Origin of the sequence: Streptomyces albidoflavus, assembly GCF_000719955.1 — a bacterium.
GTDB classification, from domain to species: Bacteria; Actinomycetota; Actinomycetes; order Streptomycetales; family Streptomycetaceae; genus Streptomyces; species Streptomyces albidoflavus.
In genome coordinates this window covers 1-17,833 of sequence record NZ_JOII01000030.1, presented here as the reverse complement: position 1 = coordinate 17,833, position 17,833 = coordinate 1, and the positions used below count along the sequence as shown (strand labels likewise).

1 protein-coding gene and 1 pseudogene are annotated in these 17,833 nt (G+C 75.3%); both read left to right on the top strand.

Annotated features, from left to right (window positions below; all coding sequences use genetic code 11):
• Positions 1-31: 31 nt before the first annotated feature.
• Positions 32-15,284 (top strand): annotated as a pseudogene (locus tag IF45_RS31590) (amino acid adenylation domain-containing protein).
• A gap of 53 nt (positions 15,285-15,337) precedes the next feature.
• The coding region (locus IF45_RS0124780; RefSeq protein WP_030309666.1) for a non-ribosomal peptide synthetase at positions 15,338-17,833 on the top strand (2,496 nt) is incomplete at its 3' end.

The window sequence follows — 17,833 nt, the reverse complement described above, 5'->3', positions numbered from 1 at the left end:
CGCTCTTCCCTCTCACGAATGGGAGCTTTCCATGGACGCCGCGTCTTCGCGCGAGGCCCGGATCAGTTCGCTGCCGGAACACGTGCAGGAGAAACTCCGGAACCGCCTCGCCGGGCGCGGCCGCGGCCGGAACGCCATCGCCCGCGCCGACCGGGAGAGCCCCCTGCCCCTCTCCTTCGCCCAGCAGCGGCTGTGGTTCATGGAGGAGTACGAGCAGGGGTCGGCCGAGAACAACTCCGGGCTGAGCCTCCGGCTGACGGGCGCCCTGGACGTGCCCGCCCTCCGCGCCGCGCTGAACGCGGTGGTGGCCCGGCACGAGGCGCTGCGCACCACCTTCACCGCGGTGGAGGGCGTGGCCCGGCAGACCGTCCGCCCGCCCGCCCCGGTGCCGTTCCGGTACCTGGACCTGACGGCGGAGCACGCCACGGAGGAGGCCGCCGAGACCGCGTGCGACCTGCTCTTCGCCACCGAACTGGCCGCACCGTACGACCTGGAGCACGGGCCGCTGGTCCGCGCCCTGCTGGTGCGCACCGGCGCCGGGAGCGCCGAGGAGGGCGCGGCGGGCGGCACGTACCGGTTCCTGCTGGGGATGCACCACATCGTCACCGACGGCGCCTCCATGGAGATCGTCCTGCGCGAGCTGGGCGCGGGGTACGCGGCGGCCCTCCACCCGGAGCGGGCCGCCGCCCGGCCCGCGCCGCTCGCCGTGCAGTACGCCGACTTCGCGGCCTGGCAGCGGGCCCGCTTCGCCGGCGACGCCCTCGACCGCCACGCCGCCTACTGGCAGGAGCAGTTGACGGGCATCCAGCCGCTGGAGCTGCCGACCGACCGGCCGCGTACGGCGGCGGCCGGGGACGCCGGCGCCGTGCACACCTTCGACCTGCCGGAGGAGGTGGCCGACGGGCTGCGGGCGCTGGGCCGCGAGCGCGGCGCCAGCCTCTTCGTCACGCTGACCGCGCTGACCCAGCTCCTGCTGGCCCGGCGCTCGGGCCAGGACGACATCGCGGTGGGCACCGCCGTGCCGGGCCGCGAACGGGCCGAGGTGGAGCCCCTCGTCGGCTTCTTCGTCAACATCCTGGTCCTCCGCTCCCGCCTCGACGCGGGTCAGCCCTTCACCGCCTACCTGGACCAGGTCCGGGAGACGGTGCTGGCCGCCTTCGACCACCAGGACGTGCCGTTCGAGCGGCTGGTGGAGCTGGTGGCGCCGGAGCGCGACACCTCGCGCACCCCGCTCGTCCAGTCGATGGTGGTCCTCCAGAACACCCCGGCCGAGCCCGCGGCCTTCGAGGGGCTGCGCGTGGAGCGCGGCCAGCTGGCCCGCGCCTCCTCCCCGTACGAGGTGAGCTGGGAGTTCGTGGAGGGTGCCGCGCAGGACGGCGGCGGGCCGCTGCACTGCGCGATCGAGTACCGCACGGCGCTCTTCGACGCCGCCACCGTGGAGCGGATGGGGCGGCACTTCGCGGCGCTGGCCCGCGCGGTCGTCACCGACCCCGCCGTGCGGCTGGACGAGGCCGCGCCGGTCGCCGGCGCCGAGCTGGCCGGGCTGCTCGCCGACGGCGGCGGCGCCGACCGCCCGGAGGCCGCCGAGGGCTCCATCCCCGGCCGGTTCGCCGAGCAGGCCGCCCGCACCCCCGACGCCCCCGCGCTCACCAGCGGCGACGAGCAGCTGACCTACGCCGCGCTGGACGCCCGCGCCAACCAGCTGGCCCACCACCTGATCGCCTCCGGAGTCCGCCCCGAGGACCCGGTGGCGGTCTGCCTGCCGCGCACCACCGACCTCGTGGTGGCCGCCCTCGCCGTGCTGAAGGCGGGCGGCGTCCACCTGCCCGTCGACCCGGCGCTGCCGCGCGAACGCGTCGCCTGGATGCTGGCCGAGAGCCGGGTGCGCACCGTCGTCACCATCGACGCCCTGGCCGGACTGGTCACCGCCCCCGGCACCCCCGGCACCCCCGGCGAGGAGGCGCCCGCCGTCGTCCGCGTCGACCTCGTCCGGGAGCGGACGGCCGCCCTGCCCCGGACCGCCCCGCAGGTCGCGCTCACCGGCGCCCACGCCGCGTACGTCATCCACACCTCCGGGTCGACCGGCCGCCCCAAGGCGGTGCTCGGGCTGCACGGCGGCCTGCTGAGCCGCTGGGCGTGGTTCGCCGACCGGTATCCCGAGGAGCGGGACGCGGTGGTCCTGGCCAAGAGCTCGGTCGGCTTCCTCGACAGCGTCACCGAACTGCTCGGCACCCTCGTCCACGGCGGCCATGTCGTGCTCGCCCCGGACGAGGCCGTCAAGGACCCGTTCGCCCTGGCCGAGCTGGTCCGGCGCCACCGCGTGCGGCGCCTGACCCTGGTGCCGAGCCTGCTCGCGGTCCTCCTCGACGAGACCGACCCGGCGGCGCTCGCCTCCTGCACCACCTGGGTCAGCAGCGGCGAGCCGCTCAGCCGTCCGCTGGCGGCCCGGTTCCGCGCGAAGCTCCCCCACGCCCGCCTGCTCAACCTCTACGGCTCCTCGGAGATCAGCGCCGACTCCCTCGCCTGGGAGGCGGACGGCGGCGACGTCCGCGTCGGCACCCCGCTGTGGAACACCCGCGTCCGCGTCCTGGACGCCCGCCTCGCCCCGGTGCCGGCCGGCGTCCCCGGAGAGCTGTACGTGGCCGGCGCCGGAGTGGCCCGCGGCTACACCAACCGTCCCGGCCACACCGCCGAACGCTTCGTCGCCGACCCCTTCGGCAGCGGCGCGCGCCTCTTCCGCACCGGTGACCTGGTGCGCTGGGCCGCCGACGGCACCCTGGAGCACCTGGGCCGCGCCGACGACCAGGTCAAGGTGCGCGGCTTCCGCATCGAGCCCGGCGAGATCGAGGCCGCCCTGCGCGCCCACCCCGACGTGGCCGACGCGGCCGCCGCCGTCCGCGAGGACGCCGAGGGCACCGCGCGGATCGCCGGCTACCTGGTGCCGGCCCCGGGCCGTACCCTGCCCACCGCCCGCGACCTGCGCGAACTGGTCCGGCGCAGCCTGCCCGACTACATGGTCCCGGCCGCCTTCGTCGCCCTGGACGCGCTGCCGGCCACCGCCAGCGGCAAGCTGGACCGCCGCGCCCTGCCCACCCCGGTGTGGTCGGAGTCGGCCGCGTACGTGGCCCCGGCCCCGGGCACGCAGACGGCGCTCGCCGCGGTCTGGGCCGAGGTGCTGGGCGTCGAACGCGTCGGTGCCGAGGACGACTTCTTCGCGCTGGGCGGCCACTCACTGCTCGCCACCCGGGTCATCAGCCGGGTCCGCACCGGCCTCGGCGCGCACCTGGCCGTCCGCGACCTCTTCGACGCGCCCCGGCTGGCCGACCTGGCCGAGGCCGTGGACCGGGCGAGGGCCGCCGCGCCGGAGGACGGGCCCGCGCAGCCCCTGCTCCCGGTCCCGCGCGAGGGCCGGCTGCCGCTCTCCTTCGCGCAGGAACGCCTGTGGTTCCTGGACGACTTCGCGCCCGGCGCCACCGAGTACCACGTCAGCGGCACGCTCCGGCTGACCGGCACCGTCGACCACGGGGCGCTCGGCGCCGCCGTCGCGGGCCTGGTCGCCCGGCACGAGGCGCTGCGCACCACCTTCGCCACCGTCGAGGGACAGGGCACCCAGGTGATCCACCCGACGGTGGAGGTCCCGGTCCGGACCGCCACCGCCGCCTCCGACGCCGAGCTGGACGCCCTGCTGCGCGCCGAGACCGCCGTCCCCTTCGACCTGCACACCGGCCCGCTGCTGCGCGTCCTGCTGGTCGCCACCCCCGAGCCGGACACCCACACCCTGCTCCTGGTGATCCACCACATCGTCACCGACGGCTGGTCGATGGGGATCATCACCCGCGAACTGAGCGCCCTCTACACGGCGGCCGTCCGCGGCGAGCCCGCCAACCTGCCCGAACTCCCCGTCCAGTACCCGGACTTCGCCGTCCGCCAGCGTGAGCGGATGACCGCGGAGGCGCTGGAGGAGCGGATCGGCTACTGGCGTGAGCGCCTGGCCGGCCTGGAGCCGCTGGAGCTGCCGACCGACCGGCCCCGCCCGGCCGTGCGCACCTCCGCCGGGGCCCAGCACCATTTCGCGATACCGGCGGAGCTGGCCCGCGAACTGAACGCGCTCGGCCGCGACCGGGGCGCCAGCCTCTTCATGGTGGTCACCGCCCTGACCCAGCTGGTGCTGGCCCGCTGGAGCGGCCGCGAGGAGATCGCGCTGGGCACCGGCGTCTCCGGCCGTGACGAGGCCGCGCTGGAGGACCTGGTCGGCTTCTTCGTCAACACCGTCGTCCTGCGCACCCGCATCGAGCGCGCGGACTCCTTCGAGGAGCTGCTCGCCCGGGTCCGCACCACGGTCCTGGACGCCTTCGCCCACCAGGACGTGCCGTTCAGCCGCCTGGTGGAGGCGCTGGCACCGGAGCGCGACCCGAGCCGCACCCCGCTGGTGCAGGCCATGGTGGTGCTGCAGAACACCCCGCGCGCCGAGTTCGCCCTGCCGGGCCTGCGCGCCGAGGCGGTCCCCTCCACGCGGGACGCCTCCCAGTTCGACCTCACCTTCTCCTTCGCCGAGCAGGACGGGCGCCTGCTGGCGGCCGCCGAGTACAGCACCGATCTCTTCGACGCGGCGACGGTGGAACGCCTGTGCCGCCACTGGGTCGAGCTGGCCTCCGCCGTGACCGGCGAGGGCGCCACCCGCCCCCTGTCCCAGGTGGAACTGGTCACCGGTGAGGAGCGGGAAGCCCTGCTCCACGGCTGGGGCGTCTCCCGCACCGGCACCGGACAGACCCCGGTCACCCTGGGCGCCCTCTGGCGCTCCCGCGTGGCCGCGCGTGGCACTCACGGCACCGCTGTGATCTGCGGCGACGAGAACCTGTCGTACGCCGAGACCGACGTACGGGTGGAGCGGGTGGCCCGCCGCCTCGCCGCCGCGGGCGTCGGCCCGGAGACGCGGGTCGGCGTGGCCCTGCCCCGGGGCGTCGAGTGGCTGACCGTGCTGCTGGCCGTCACCCGGCTCGGCGGCATCTACGTGCCGATGGACCCGGAATGGCCCGAGGAGCGGTTCACCTTCGTCCGCGAGGACAGCGGTGCCGCCCTCGTCGTCACCCCGCGGAGGCTGTTCGAGTGGCACGAGCTGCCCGAGCCGGTCACCCCGGCACCGGTGGCCGACGTTCCTCTCGACGCCGGCGCCTACATGATCTACACCTCGGGCTCCACCGGCCGCCCCAAGGGCGTCCTGGTCACCCACCGCGGCATCGCGGCCTTCACCGCCGCCCTCGGCGAGCGGTTCGCCATCGACGCCGACGCACGTGTGCTGCAACTGGCCTCGGCGGGCTTCGACGCCTCGGTCATGGAACTGCTCATGGCCCTCTCCGGCGGCGCCACCCTCGTCATCCCCGACGGCGGCCACGCCCTGGCAGGCCAGGACCTCCACGACACCCTCGCCACCCGTCAGATCACCCACACCCTGATCCCGCCCACGGTCCTCGCGAGCATCCCCGCCGACGCTGCGGCTCTGCCCGACCTGGCCGTCCTCGCCACCGGCGGCGAAGCCCTCACCCCGGACCTCGTACGCCGCTGGGCACCCGGCCGCCGCCTGCTCAACGCCTACGGGCCCACCGAGATCACCGTCGCCGCGAGCATCAGCACCGCCCTGGACGCCGGGCTGACCGGGGCCCCGCCGATCGGCACCCCCGTGGCCGAAGCCCACCTCACCGTCCACCCTCACCTACCTCGGCCGCACCGACGACCAGGTCAAGATCCGCGGCCTGCGCATCGAACTCGGCGAGATCGAGACCGCGTTGACCTCCCACCCCGAAGTCGGCCAGGCAGCCGCCGTGGTCCGCGAGGACAGCCCCGGCACGCCCCGGATCGTCGCCTACACCGTCCCGGCCGAACAGGGCACCGCCCCTGGCACGGACGCCCTGCGCGCCCATCTCGGCGACCGGCTCCCGGCCTACATGGTCCCGGCCGCCTTCGTCACCCTGGACGCCCTCCCGCTCAACGCCAGCGGCAAGCTCGACCGCCGCGCCCTGCCCGCCCCGGCCGAGGAGACCATCGGCTACGTCGCGCCCAGCACCCCCGCCGAAGAGACCCTCTGCGCGATCTGGGCGGAGACCCTGGGCCTGGAACGCGTCGGCGTCCAGGACAACTTCTTCAGCCTCGGCGGCGACTCCATCCTCAGCATCCAGGTCGTCTCGCAGGCCCGCCGGGCCGGACTCGAACTGTCGTCCCGCGACATCTTCGCCCGGCAGACCGTCGCCGCCCTCGCCGCCCACCTGGCCGCCGCCGGGACCGGGGCGGGTGCCGTCGTCCAGGCCGAGCAGGGCGTGCTCTCCGGAGCCGTCCCCACCACGCCGATCCGCGAGTGGTTCTTCGCCCACCACCGTTCCGCGCCCGAGCACTTCAACATGGCGGCCGAGGCCGAACTGCCGCCCGGCACCGACCTGTCCGCCCTGCGCGAGGCCGTCCGCGCCCTCCTGCTCCAGCACGACGCGCTGCGCATGGTCTTCGCCACGGACGAGGACGGCGCGCGCACCGCGCGGTACGCCCCCGACGCCGGTCTCGACGCGATCCTCTCCGTCCACGAGCTGACCGGCCCGGCCGCGCCCGGCTGGCAGGAGCTGAGGGACGCCGCCCAGACCGGTTTCCGCCTCGACGGCTCCCCGCTGGTCCGGGTCCTGGTCGGCACCGGCGGCCCGGAGACTCCCGTACGCCTCGCCGTCATCGCCCACCACCTGCTGGTCGACGGCGTGACCTGGCGCATCCTCCTCGACGACCTGCGGCGCGGCTACGCGCAGGCCGCCGCGGGCTCCCCCGTCGACCTGGGGCCCAAGACCTCCTCGGTGCGCGCCTGGGCCGAGCGCCTGGCCCGGCACACCGCCGAGGGCGGCTTCGACGGCCAACTCCCCTACTGGGAGTCGGTCATGGGCGGCGCCGACGCGTCGCTGCCGCTGGACGACCCGGCGGGCGACGCCACCACCGTGACCGCCGCCGCGGTCTCCGGCGAACTCACCCGCGCCCAGACCGACCAGCTCCTCCAGCAGGTCCCGGCGGTCTACCGCACCCAGATCAACGACGCCCTGCTCGCCGCCCTCGCCCGCACCCTGCGCGGCTGGACCGGCCGCGACCGGGTCCCGGTCAGCCTGGAGGGCCACGGCCGTGAGGAACTCTTCGCCGACATCGACCTGACCCGTACGGCGGGCTGGTTCACCTCCATCCACCCGGTGGCGCTCGCGCTGCCCGAGGACGAGGGGTGGGGAGCGGCCGTCACCTCGGTCAAGGAGCAGTTGCGCGCCGTCCCGGACCGGGGCATCGGCTACGGCGCCCTGCGCCACCTCGGCGGCCACTTCGCGGAGCACGACTCCGCCCTGATCAGCTTCAACTACCTGGGCCGGCTCGACCTGGCGGGCACCACCTCGCAGACGCCGGACGCCACCGCGGACTCCTGGTACCTCTCCTCCGCCCTCAACCCGGGCGGGGAGCACAGCCCCCGCGAGCACCGGCCGCACCTCCTCGACGTGACCGCCGGCCTGCTCGACGGCCGGCTCGTCTTCACCTGGCACTACTCGGCGGGCGTGCACCGCGAGGAGACGGTCCGCGCGCTGGTCGAGGAGTACACCGCCCAGCTCGCCGCCTTCGTCGCGCACTGCGCGGAGCCCGGTGCCGGCGGCCGCTCGCCCTCGGACTTCTCCCTGGTCGCCCTCGACCAGGGCGAGGTGGACCGGATCGCCGGGGACGGCCGCACGGTCGAGGACGTCTACCCGCTGACCCCGCTCCAGTCCGGCATGCTCTTCCACGCCCTGGCGGAGCCCGACTCCCCCGCCTACCTGGAGCAGTTCGTCCTCACCCTGGACGGCGTCGACGACCCCGCGCGGCTGGCCGACGCCTGGCAGCGGACGGTGGAGCGCTCCGACGCGCTGCGCGTCGGGCTGGTCTGGGAGGGCGTCCGCGAGCCCGTCCAGGTGGTGCGCCGCCACGCCGAGGTGCCGGTCACCCTCCTCGACCGCTCCGCGACCGCCCTCACCGAGGAGGCCCAGGACGCGTTCCTGCGCGAGTTCCTCGACGAGGACCGGGCGCGCGGCATCGACCTGGCCGCCGCCCCGCTGATGCGGGTGACGCTGATCCGGCTGCCCGGCGAAGGCCGCGTCCAGCTGGTGTGGACCTTCCACCACCTGCTGCTGGACGGCTGGAGCACCGCCGCCTTCCTCACCGACGTACTGGCCGAGTACGCCGTGCTGAGCGGCGACAGCACCGCCTCCCCCACGGCCCGTGGCTCCTTCGGCGACTACCTGCGCTGGCTCGCCGGGCAGGACCAGGAGGCCGGGCGCGGCCACTGGCGCCGCTCGCTGGCCGGTTACGAGGAGCCGGTGGCGCTGCCGTACGACCACACGCCCGAGCAGGTGCGGCGCGGCCGGTCCAGCGCCCGCGTGACGGTGGCGCTGGACGCGGCCGTCGCCGAACGCGCCGGCGCCTACGCCCGGGACCACCGGATCACCCAGAACGCCCTGGTCCAGGGCGCCTGGGCACTGGTACTCAGCCAGTACGCGGGCCGCCACGACGTGGTGTTCGGCACCACCGTCTCGGGCCGCCCGGCCGACCTGCCCGGCGCCGAGGCGCTGCTCGGCCTCTTCATCAACACCCTGCCCGTCCGGGTGAGCGCCGCCCCCGGCGTCCGCGCCGCCGACTGGCTGCGCGGCATCCAGGACCAGCAGGCGGAGTCCCGCCGCTTCGAGTACGTGGCCCTCTCCGACGTCGAGACGGACCTGACGCCCGGCGCCTCCCTCTTCGACAGCCTGGTCGTCTTCGAGAACTACCCGGTGGACGAGGCCGCCGCCGCCCGGCACGGCATCGGCGTCCGCACGGCCGAGGCCGTCGAGGCGACCCACTACGCCCTGACGCTGATCGCGGCGGCCACCGGCGACCGCCTCGGCCTGACCCTCGCCTACGACCCGGCCCTCTTCGCCCAGGCCACCGCCGAGCGGCTGGCCGGCCAGCTGGCCGCCGCCGTGACCCGCCTGGTCGAGCGGCCCGAGGCACCGGTCGCCGAGATCGAGCTGCTGTCCGGCGCCGAACGCGACCGCCTGCTCGGCGAGTGGGGCAAGGGGGCCCGGACCCCTGTGGACGGTTCGGTGGTGGAGGTCTTCGCCCGGCGGGCCGCCGCCACCCCGGACGCCGTCGCCATCACCGCCGGCGGCTCCTCGCTGACCTACCGCGCGCTCGACCGGCGCACCGACCGTCTGGCCCGCGCCCTGGCCGAACGCGGGGTGACCGCCGAGTCCCGGGTGGGGCTGCTCCTGGAACGCTCCGCCGACGTGGTGGTGGCGATGCTCGCCGTGCTCAAGGCGGGCGGCGCCTACGTCCCGCTCCACACCGGCCAGCCCGAGGAGCGCCTGCGCGACATCCTCGGCCGCAGCGGCACCACCCTCGTCCTCACCGACCGCGACGAGTCCTCCCTGGCCGGCGTCGCCACCTTCGACCCGCGCCACCTGCCCGCCGGGACCGACACCGGTACGGCGCTGCCCGCCCCGGCCCGTGGCGGCTCCCTGGCGTACGTCATGTTCACCTCCGGCTCGACCGGCGTCCCCAAGGGCGTCGGGGTGACCCACGCCGACATCGTGGCGCTCGCCGCCGACCACCGCTTCGCGGGCCACGCCCACGAGCGGGTGCTGTTCCACTCCCCGCACTCCTTCGACGCCGCCACCTACGAGGTCTGGGTGCCGCTGCTCAGCGGCCGCACCCTGACGGTGGCCACCGGCGACCTGACGACGGCCACCATCCGCCAGGCCGTCGCCGAGGGCGTCACCGCCCTGTGGATCACCGCCGCCCTCTTCGGCGTCCTCGTCGAGGAGGACCCGGCCTGCTTCGCCGGGCTGCAGGAGATCTGGACCGGCGGCGACGCCGTCCCGCACCACGCCGCGCACACCCTGCTCGCGCACCACCCCGGCCTGACCCTGGTCAACGGCTACGGGCCCACCGAGACCACCACCTTCGCCGTCAGCGGCCCGCTGACCGCCGAGGACGTCGCCTCGGGCCCGGCGCCGCTGGGCACGCCGATGGACAACATGTACACGTACATCCTCGACGGGGCGCTGCGTCCGGTCCCGGTCGGTGTCCCGGGTGAGCTGTACCTCGGCGGCAGCGGCGTGGCCCGCGGCTACCACGACCAGCCGCGCCTGACCGCCGAACGGTTCATCCCCGACCCGCACCACCCCGGCGGACGCCTCTACCGCACCGGCGACCTCGCCCGCTGGCGCGCCGACGGCCGCATCGACTTCCTCGGCCGCACCGACACCCAGGTCAAGATCCGCGGCTACCGCATCGAGACGGCCGAGATCGAAACCGCCCTGCTCACCCACCCCGACCTCACCCACGCCGCCGTCCTGGCGCGTACGGACGGGCCCGGCACCAAGTACCTCGCCGCCTACCTCGTCACCCGCGACGGGCGCCCGCTCGACCCGGAGGCGCTGCGCCGCCATCTCGCGGCCTCGCTGCCCGAGTACATGGTCCCGGCCGCCTTCACCGCCGTCGACGCGATCCCGCTGACCGTCAACGGCAAGGTCGACCGGCGCGCCCTGCCCGCCCCGGAGTTCGCCCCGGCGGGCACCGCGTACACCGAGCCCCGCACCGCCACCGAGCGCGCCCTGTGCGCGATCTGGGCCGAGGTTCTGGGGGCGGACCGGGTCGGTGTCGACGACGACTTCTTCGGTCTCGGCGGCGACTCCATCTCCAGCCTGAAGGTGACCTCCCGGGCCCGCACGGCCCTCGGGACGCACCTCTCCCCGCGTGCCCTCTTCGACCACCCGACGGTGGCCCGCCTCGCCGCCGAGATCGACGGCGGCGCGGGCGAGGAGGACGCCGGCCGGGCCGGTACGCCCGTCGTCCCGGTGGCCCGGGGCGGGCAGCTGCCCATGTCGCTGCCGCAGGAACGCCTGTGGTTCCTGGAGAACTTCACGCCGGGCTCCGTCGAGTACAACGTGGTCGGCGCGCTGCGCCTGACCGGCACGCTCGACGAGGCGGCGCTGGGGAGCGCGGTGGCGGGCCTGGTCGCCCGGCACGAGGCGCTGCGCACCACCTTCGACGCGGTCGACGGCCGGGGTGTCCAGGTCGTCCACGACACCGTCGAGGTGCCGGTGCGGACCGTCGGCGTCACCGGCGCCGGCGAGGTGGACGCGGTGCTGCGGGCCGAGGCCGTCCGGCCGTTCGACCTGCGCACCGGCCCGCTGCTGCGGGTCCTGCTGGTCCGGGTGGCTCCCGCCGAGCACGTCCTGGTGCTGGCGATGCACCACATCGTCACCGACGGCTGGTCGATGGGGATCATCACCCGCGAACTCAGCGAGCTGTACGCCGCCGCCGTCCGCGGCGAGGACGCCGCCCTGCCCGCACTCCCGGTCCAGTACCCGGACTTCGCCGTCTGGCAGCGCGAGCAGCACACCGGCGAGGCGCTCGACGCCCAGCTCGCCCACTGGCGCGAGCGGCTGGCCGGGCTGGAGCCGCTGGACCTGCCGACGGACCGCCCGCGCCCGCAGGTCAGGACGGCGGAGGGCAGCACCCGGCTGTTCACCGTCCCGGCCGCGCTGGCCGGGCGCCTGGCGGAGCTGGGCCGTACCCGGGGCGCGAGCCTCTTCATGGGCCTGACGGCGGTGACCCAGCTGACCCTGGCCCGCTACACGGGCCGCCGCGACCTCGCCCTGGGCACCGCCGTCTCCGGACGCGAGCGGACCGAACTGGAGGGCCTGGTCGGCTTCTTCGTCAACACGCTGGTCCTGCGCACCCAGGTCGACGCCGCCCGCACCTTCGCCGACCTGCTGGACGAGGTGAAGAGCGCCACGCTCGACGCCTTCGCCCACCAGGACGTGCCGTTCAGCCGCCTCATCGAGGAGCTGGCCCCCGAGCGCGACCCGAGCCGCACCCCGCTGGTGCAGGCCATGATCACGCTCCAGAACACCCCGGGCGGCAGCTTCGCCCTGCCCGGCCTCACCGCCGAGGAGTACGAGATCCCGCGTGCGGCCGCCCAGTTCGACCTGGGCCTGCACTTCCAGGAGACGGGCGACGGCGCCCTGGTCGGGGTGGCGGAGTACAGCTCCGGCCTGTTCGACGCGGCGACGGTGGACCGGCTCTGCCGGCACTGGCTGGCCCTCGCCGAGGAGGCGGTCTCCACGCCCGCACTGCCGCTGGCCCGCCTCACCATGCTGGAGCCGGCCGAGCGCGCCGCCGTCCTGCCGCAGCACGCGGCCGAGTTCGGCGGACCCGGCCCGTTCCGCACGGTCATGGAGATGACCGGCGACCGGATCGCCCGGCGGCCCGAGGCCGTCGCCGTGCTGCACGGCGCGACCTCGCTCACCTACGCGGAGCTGGGCCGCCGCTCCGACCAGCTCGCCCGGCACCTGCTGGCCCTGGGCGCCGGACCGGAACGCCGGATCGGCATTTCCCTGCCCCGCACCCCGGACCTGGTGATCGCCGCCCTCGCCGTCCTCAAGACCGGCGCGGCCTACGTCCCCCTCGACCCGGAGTACCCCGCCGACCGCCTCCGCCACATGCGGGAGGACAGCGGCGTCCACCTCACCGTCGACGCGGCCCTCGTCACCGAGGCCCTGACCACCGACGACAGCCCCCTCCCGCACCCGCCGACGGCCCCGCAGAACGCGGCGTACGTCATCTACACCTCAGGCTCGACCGGGAAGCCCAAGGGCGTCGTCATCGGGCACGAGGCCATGAGCCGCCTGGTCGACTGGGCGACGACGCTGGGTGAGGAGACCTTCGCCCACACCTTCTTCTCCACCAGCCTCAACTTCGACGTCTCCGTCTTCGAGCTGTTCGGCACCCTCGCCACCGGCGGCACCCTGGAGATCGCCCACAACATCCTCAGCCTCACCGACCGGCCCGTCTGGGAGGGCACCCTGGTCTCCGGCGTCCCCTCGGCCTTCCAGGCCCTGGTGGCCGACCCGACGACCCGGCTCGACCCCAAGCTCCTCGTCCTGGCCGGCGAGGCGTTCCCCACCACCCTCCTCGACCAGACGCGCCGCGCCCTCCCGCGCACCACCGTCGCCAACATCTACGGCCCGACCGAGGCCACCGTCTACGCCACCGGCTGGTTCTCGCACGAGAACCCGGAGCCCGGAGCGGCCACCGTCCCGATCGGCCGCGCCCTGGCGGGCAAGAGCGCCTACGTCCTGGACGCGACGCTCAACCCGGTGCCCGACGGCGCCTGGGGCGAGCTGTACCTCGCGGGCAGCCTCGCCCGGGGCTACCACGGGCAGCCGCACCTCACCTCCGAGCGCTTCGTCGCCCACCCCTACGCCCCGGGAGCCCGCCTCTACCGCACCGGCGACCTCGTCCGCCGCCGCCCCGACGGCACCCTGGAGTACGCCGGCCGCAACGACCACCAGATCAAGATCCGCGGCCACCGCATCGAGACGGGCGAGATCGAGACGGCCCTGCTCACCCACCCCGGCATCGCCCAGGCCGCCGTCGTCGCCCGCGAGGACCAGCCGGGCGTCAAGCACCTGGCGGCCTACCTGGTCACCACCGGCCCGGACCAGGCCGACCAGGCCGACGTGCGGGCCCACCTCGCCCGGACCCTGCCGGACCACATGATCCCGGCGGCCTTCGTGACGCTCGACGCGCTGCCGCTCAACGCGGCCGGCAAGCTCGACCGGCGGGCGCTGCCCGCGCCCCGCTTCGAGACGGCCGGCCACGTCTACACGGCCCCGCGCACCGAGACCGAGCGCGTGCTGTGCGAGGTCTGGGCCCAGGTGCTGGGACTCGGCCAGGTCGGCGTGGAGGACGACTTCTTCGACCTCGGCGGCGACTCGATCATCAGCCTCCAGGTGGTCTCGCGCGCCCGCCGCGCCGGACTCGTCGTCACCTCCCGGGACGTCTTCCTCCACCCGACCGTCGCCGCCCTGGCCGCGGCCGTGGACGAGAACGGCCAGGTGGCCGACGACGGCGGCGCCCAGCAGGGCACGGTCCTCGGCGCGGTGGCCCCCACCCCCGTACGGGAGTGGTTCTTCGACACCCACCCGGTGGACCCCGGGCACTACACGATGTCCACCTCCTTCGCGCTGGAGCCCGGCACCGACCTCGGCGCGCTGCGCGCCGCCGTCGAGGCCCTGCTGACCCAGCACGACGCGCTGCGCTCCACCTTCACCCGGGCCGCCGACGGCACCTGGTCCGGGCAGATCGCGGCCGCCGAGCCCGACGAGGTCTTCACGGTGCACGAGCTGCCCGCGGGAGTCCCGGAGGAGGAGGCCTGGCTGGACCTGGCGACCCGGACCAAGGCGGGGCTGGACCTGGAACGGGGCCCGCTCTTCCGCGTCGTCGTCGCCCGGCCCGCGCCGGGCGCCGGACCGGACGCCGCCGAGCCGCCGCTGAGGCTGCTGGTGACCGCCCATCACCTGGTGATCGACGGGGTCTCGTGGCGGATCATCCTCGGCGACCTGGCGACCGCCTACGACCAGGCCCTCTCCGTCGGCGCGACCGACCTGGGCCCGAAGTCCAGCTCGGTGCGGTACTGGGCCGACCGGCTCGGCCACCACGCGCAGGAGGGCGGCTTCGCCGGCCAGGTGGCGTACTGGCGGTCGGTCACCGAGGCGGCAGAGTTCGCCGTGCCGCTCGACACCCCGGAGGGCACCAACCTCGTCGCCGACCAGGCCGCCGTCCAGGCCCACCTGGACGCGGACGAGACGCACGCCCTGCTCCACCAGGTGCCGGGCAGGTTCCGCACCCAGATCAACGACGTGCTGCTCGCCGCCCTCGCCCGCGCCCTGCGGGAGTGGACCGGGCACGACCGGACCGCCGTCAACCTGGAGGGCCACGGCCGCGAGGAGCTGTTCGAGGACGTGGACCTGACGCGCACCGTCGGCTGGTTCACCTCGGTCTACCCGGTCGCCCTCGCCCTCCCCGAGCCCGGCGACGGCGGCGCCGGGGAGTGGACCGCCACCATGCGCACCGTCAAGCGCCAGCTGCGGGCCGTCCCGGACCGCGGTGTCGGCTACGGCGCGCTGCGGTACCTCACCGGCGAGCTGGCCGGCGACCCCGACCCGCGGATCAGCTTCAACTACCTCGGCCAGTTCGGCGGCGAGCAGGGCGAGAGCGGCCTGCTCTCCACGGCGCTGCCCCCGGCCGGGCCGGAGCACGGGCTGCGGCAGGAGCGGAACCACCTGATCGACGTCGTCGCGGCCGTGGACGGCGGCCGGTTCACCGTCACCTGGTACTACTCGGCCGCCGTCCACCGCGAGGCCACCGTCGCGGCCCTCGCCGAGTCCTTCACCGCCGCCCTGCGCAGCGCCTGCCGCAGCTAGCCGGCCCCCGCGTCCCGCCCCACCTCGTCCATGCCTCACAGGGAGATACCAAGATGACCACGCCCTCGTCGCGGGAGAGCCGGATCAGCGCACTGCCGACGGACCTCCAGGCGCTGCTGCGCGCCCGGATGTCCGGACAGGCCGTGGTCGCCGACCCGCACGCCATCCGCCCCGCCGACCGCACCGGTGAGCTGCCCGCCTCGTTCGCCCAGCGGCGGCTGTGGTTCCTGGAGGAGTACAGCCCGGGCGGCACCGCGTACAACTCCGGGCTGGCGCTGCGGCTGTCGGGGGCGCTGGACGAGGGGGCGCTGGAGCGGGCGGTGGCGCGGGTGGTGGCCCGGCACGAGGCGCTGCGGACCACCTTCGACGCGGTGGACGGGCGGGTCACGCAGGTCGTCCACCCGGCCCTGGAGGTCCCGGTGGAGCGGGCGGAGCTGCCGGAGGGGGCTCCGGAGGCGGAGGTGGACGCCTTCCTGCGGGCCCGGCTGCTGACCCCGTTCGACCTGCGGAAGGGCCCGCTGCTGCGGGTCGTGCTGCTGCGGCTGGCGGACGACCGGCACGCCCTGCTGCTGTCGATGCACCACATCGTCAGCGACGGCCGCTCCCTGGACGTCCTCACCGGTGAACTCGCCACCTGCTACGCCGCCGAACTGACCGGAACGGAACCGGCGTTGCGCCCGCTCCCGGTCCAGTACGCCGACTTCGCCGCCTGGCAGCACGACCGGCCCGCCGCGGACGAGGGGCTGGCGTACTGGCAGGAGCGGCTGGCCGGTCTGGAGCCGCTGGAGCTGCCGGCCGACCGGCCGCGTCCGGCGGTGCGGACCGGGAGGGGCGCGGTCCACACCTTCGCCGTCCCGGCGGCGACCGCCACCGGGCTGGCCCGGGTGGGCCGGGAGCACGGCGTCAGCCTCTTCATGCTGCTGACCGCCGCCACCCAGCTGCTGCTCGGCCGCCGGAGCGGGCAGCGGGACGTGGCCCTGGGCACGGTCACCGCCGGCCGCGACCGGCCCGAACTCGACGACCTGATCGGCTTCTTCGTCCACACCCTGGTGCTCCGCGCCGACGTGGACGGCGCCACCACGGTCGGCGACTTCCTCGCGGCGACCAAGGCCACCGTCCTGGACGCCTTCGACCACCAGGAGGTCCCCTTCGACCGGGTGGTGGACGCGGTCGCGCCCGAACGCGACCCGGCCCGGATGCCGCTCGTCCAGGCCATGGTGGTGCTCCAGGGCGCCACCGGCCCGGCCCCCGCCTTCCCCGGCCTGGAGACGGAACCGCTCAGCGTCTCCCGCGACTCCCTCCCCTTCGACCTCATGTTCGAGTTCGAGGAGGCGGCGGACGGGACGCTGGTCGGCGCCGTCGAGTACAGCACCGACCTGTACGACCCGGAGACGGTGACCCGCCTCGCCGCCCACTGGCGGGAACTGGCCGCCGGCCTCGCCGCCGGGGACGCCGCACGCCCCCTGCGCGACCTGCCGATGCTCAGCCCCGAGGAGCGGGCCGGAGCCCTGGCCGCCGCCGAGGGCACCCCGACCGACGCGCCCCCCGCCTCCGTCACCGCGGCCTTCGCCGCCCGCGTGACGGAGACACCGGACGCCGTAGCCGTCAATTACGGCCCCGAGCAGCTGACTTACGCCGAACTGGACGAGCGCGCCGACCGCCTGGCCCGCGCCCTCGCCGAACGGGGCGTCACCACCGAGTCAAGGGTGGGCCTGCTCCTGGAGCGTTCGGCGGACCTGGTCGTGGCCCTGCTCGCCGTCCTGAAGGCGGGCGGCACGTACGTCCCCCTCCACGCCGCCAACCCCGAGGAGCGCACCCGCTCCATCCTCGCCCGCAGCCGCACGGAGCTGGTTCTCACCGACCGCGACGTGCCCACGGTCGCCGGCGCCCACCGCCACCTCCTCTTCCACTCCCCCCACTCCTTCGACGCCGCCACCTACGAGATCTGGGCCGCCCTCCTCAACGGCCACACCCTCACCGTCGCGGAGGAGGACATCACCGCCCGCTCCGTCCGCCGGGCGGTCACCGACGGCGTCACCTCCCTCTTCCTCACCAAGGCCCTCTTCGACCTCCTCGCCGAGGAGGACCCCGGCTGCTTCACCGGCCTCCAGGAAGTCTGGACAGGCGGCGAGGCCGCCTCCCCGACCACCATGGCCCGCGTCCAGGCCACCAACCCGGACCTGACCGTGGTCCACGTCTACGGCCCCACCGAGACAACGACTTTCGCCATCAGCGGTCCCCTGTCCCCCGCCGACACCGCGCAGAGCCCGGTCCCGCTCGGCCTGCCCATGGACAACACCCAGGCTTACGTTCTGGACGCCTCCCTGGCTCCCGTCCCGGTCGGCGTCCCCGGCGAGCTGTACCTCGGCGGCACCGGACTCGCCCGCGGCTACGACGGCCAACCCGCCCTCACCGCCACCCGGTTCGTCCCCGACCCCCACCACCCCGGAGCCCGCCTCTACCGCACCGGCGACCTCGTCACCCGCCACCCCGACGGCCGCCTCCACTTCCTCGGCCGCACCGACACCCAGGTCAAGATCCGCGGCCAC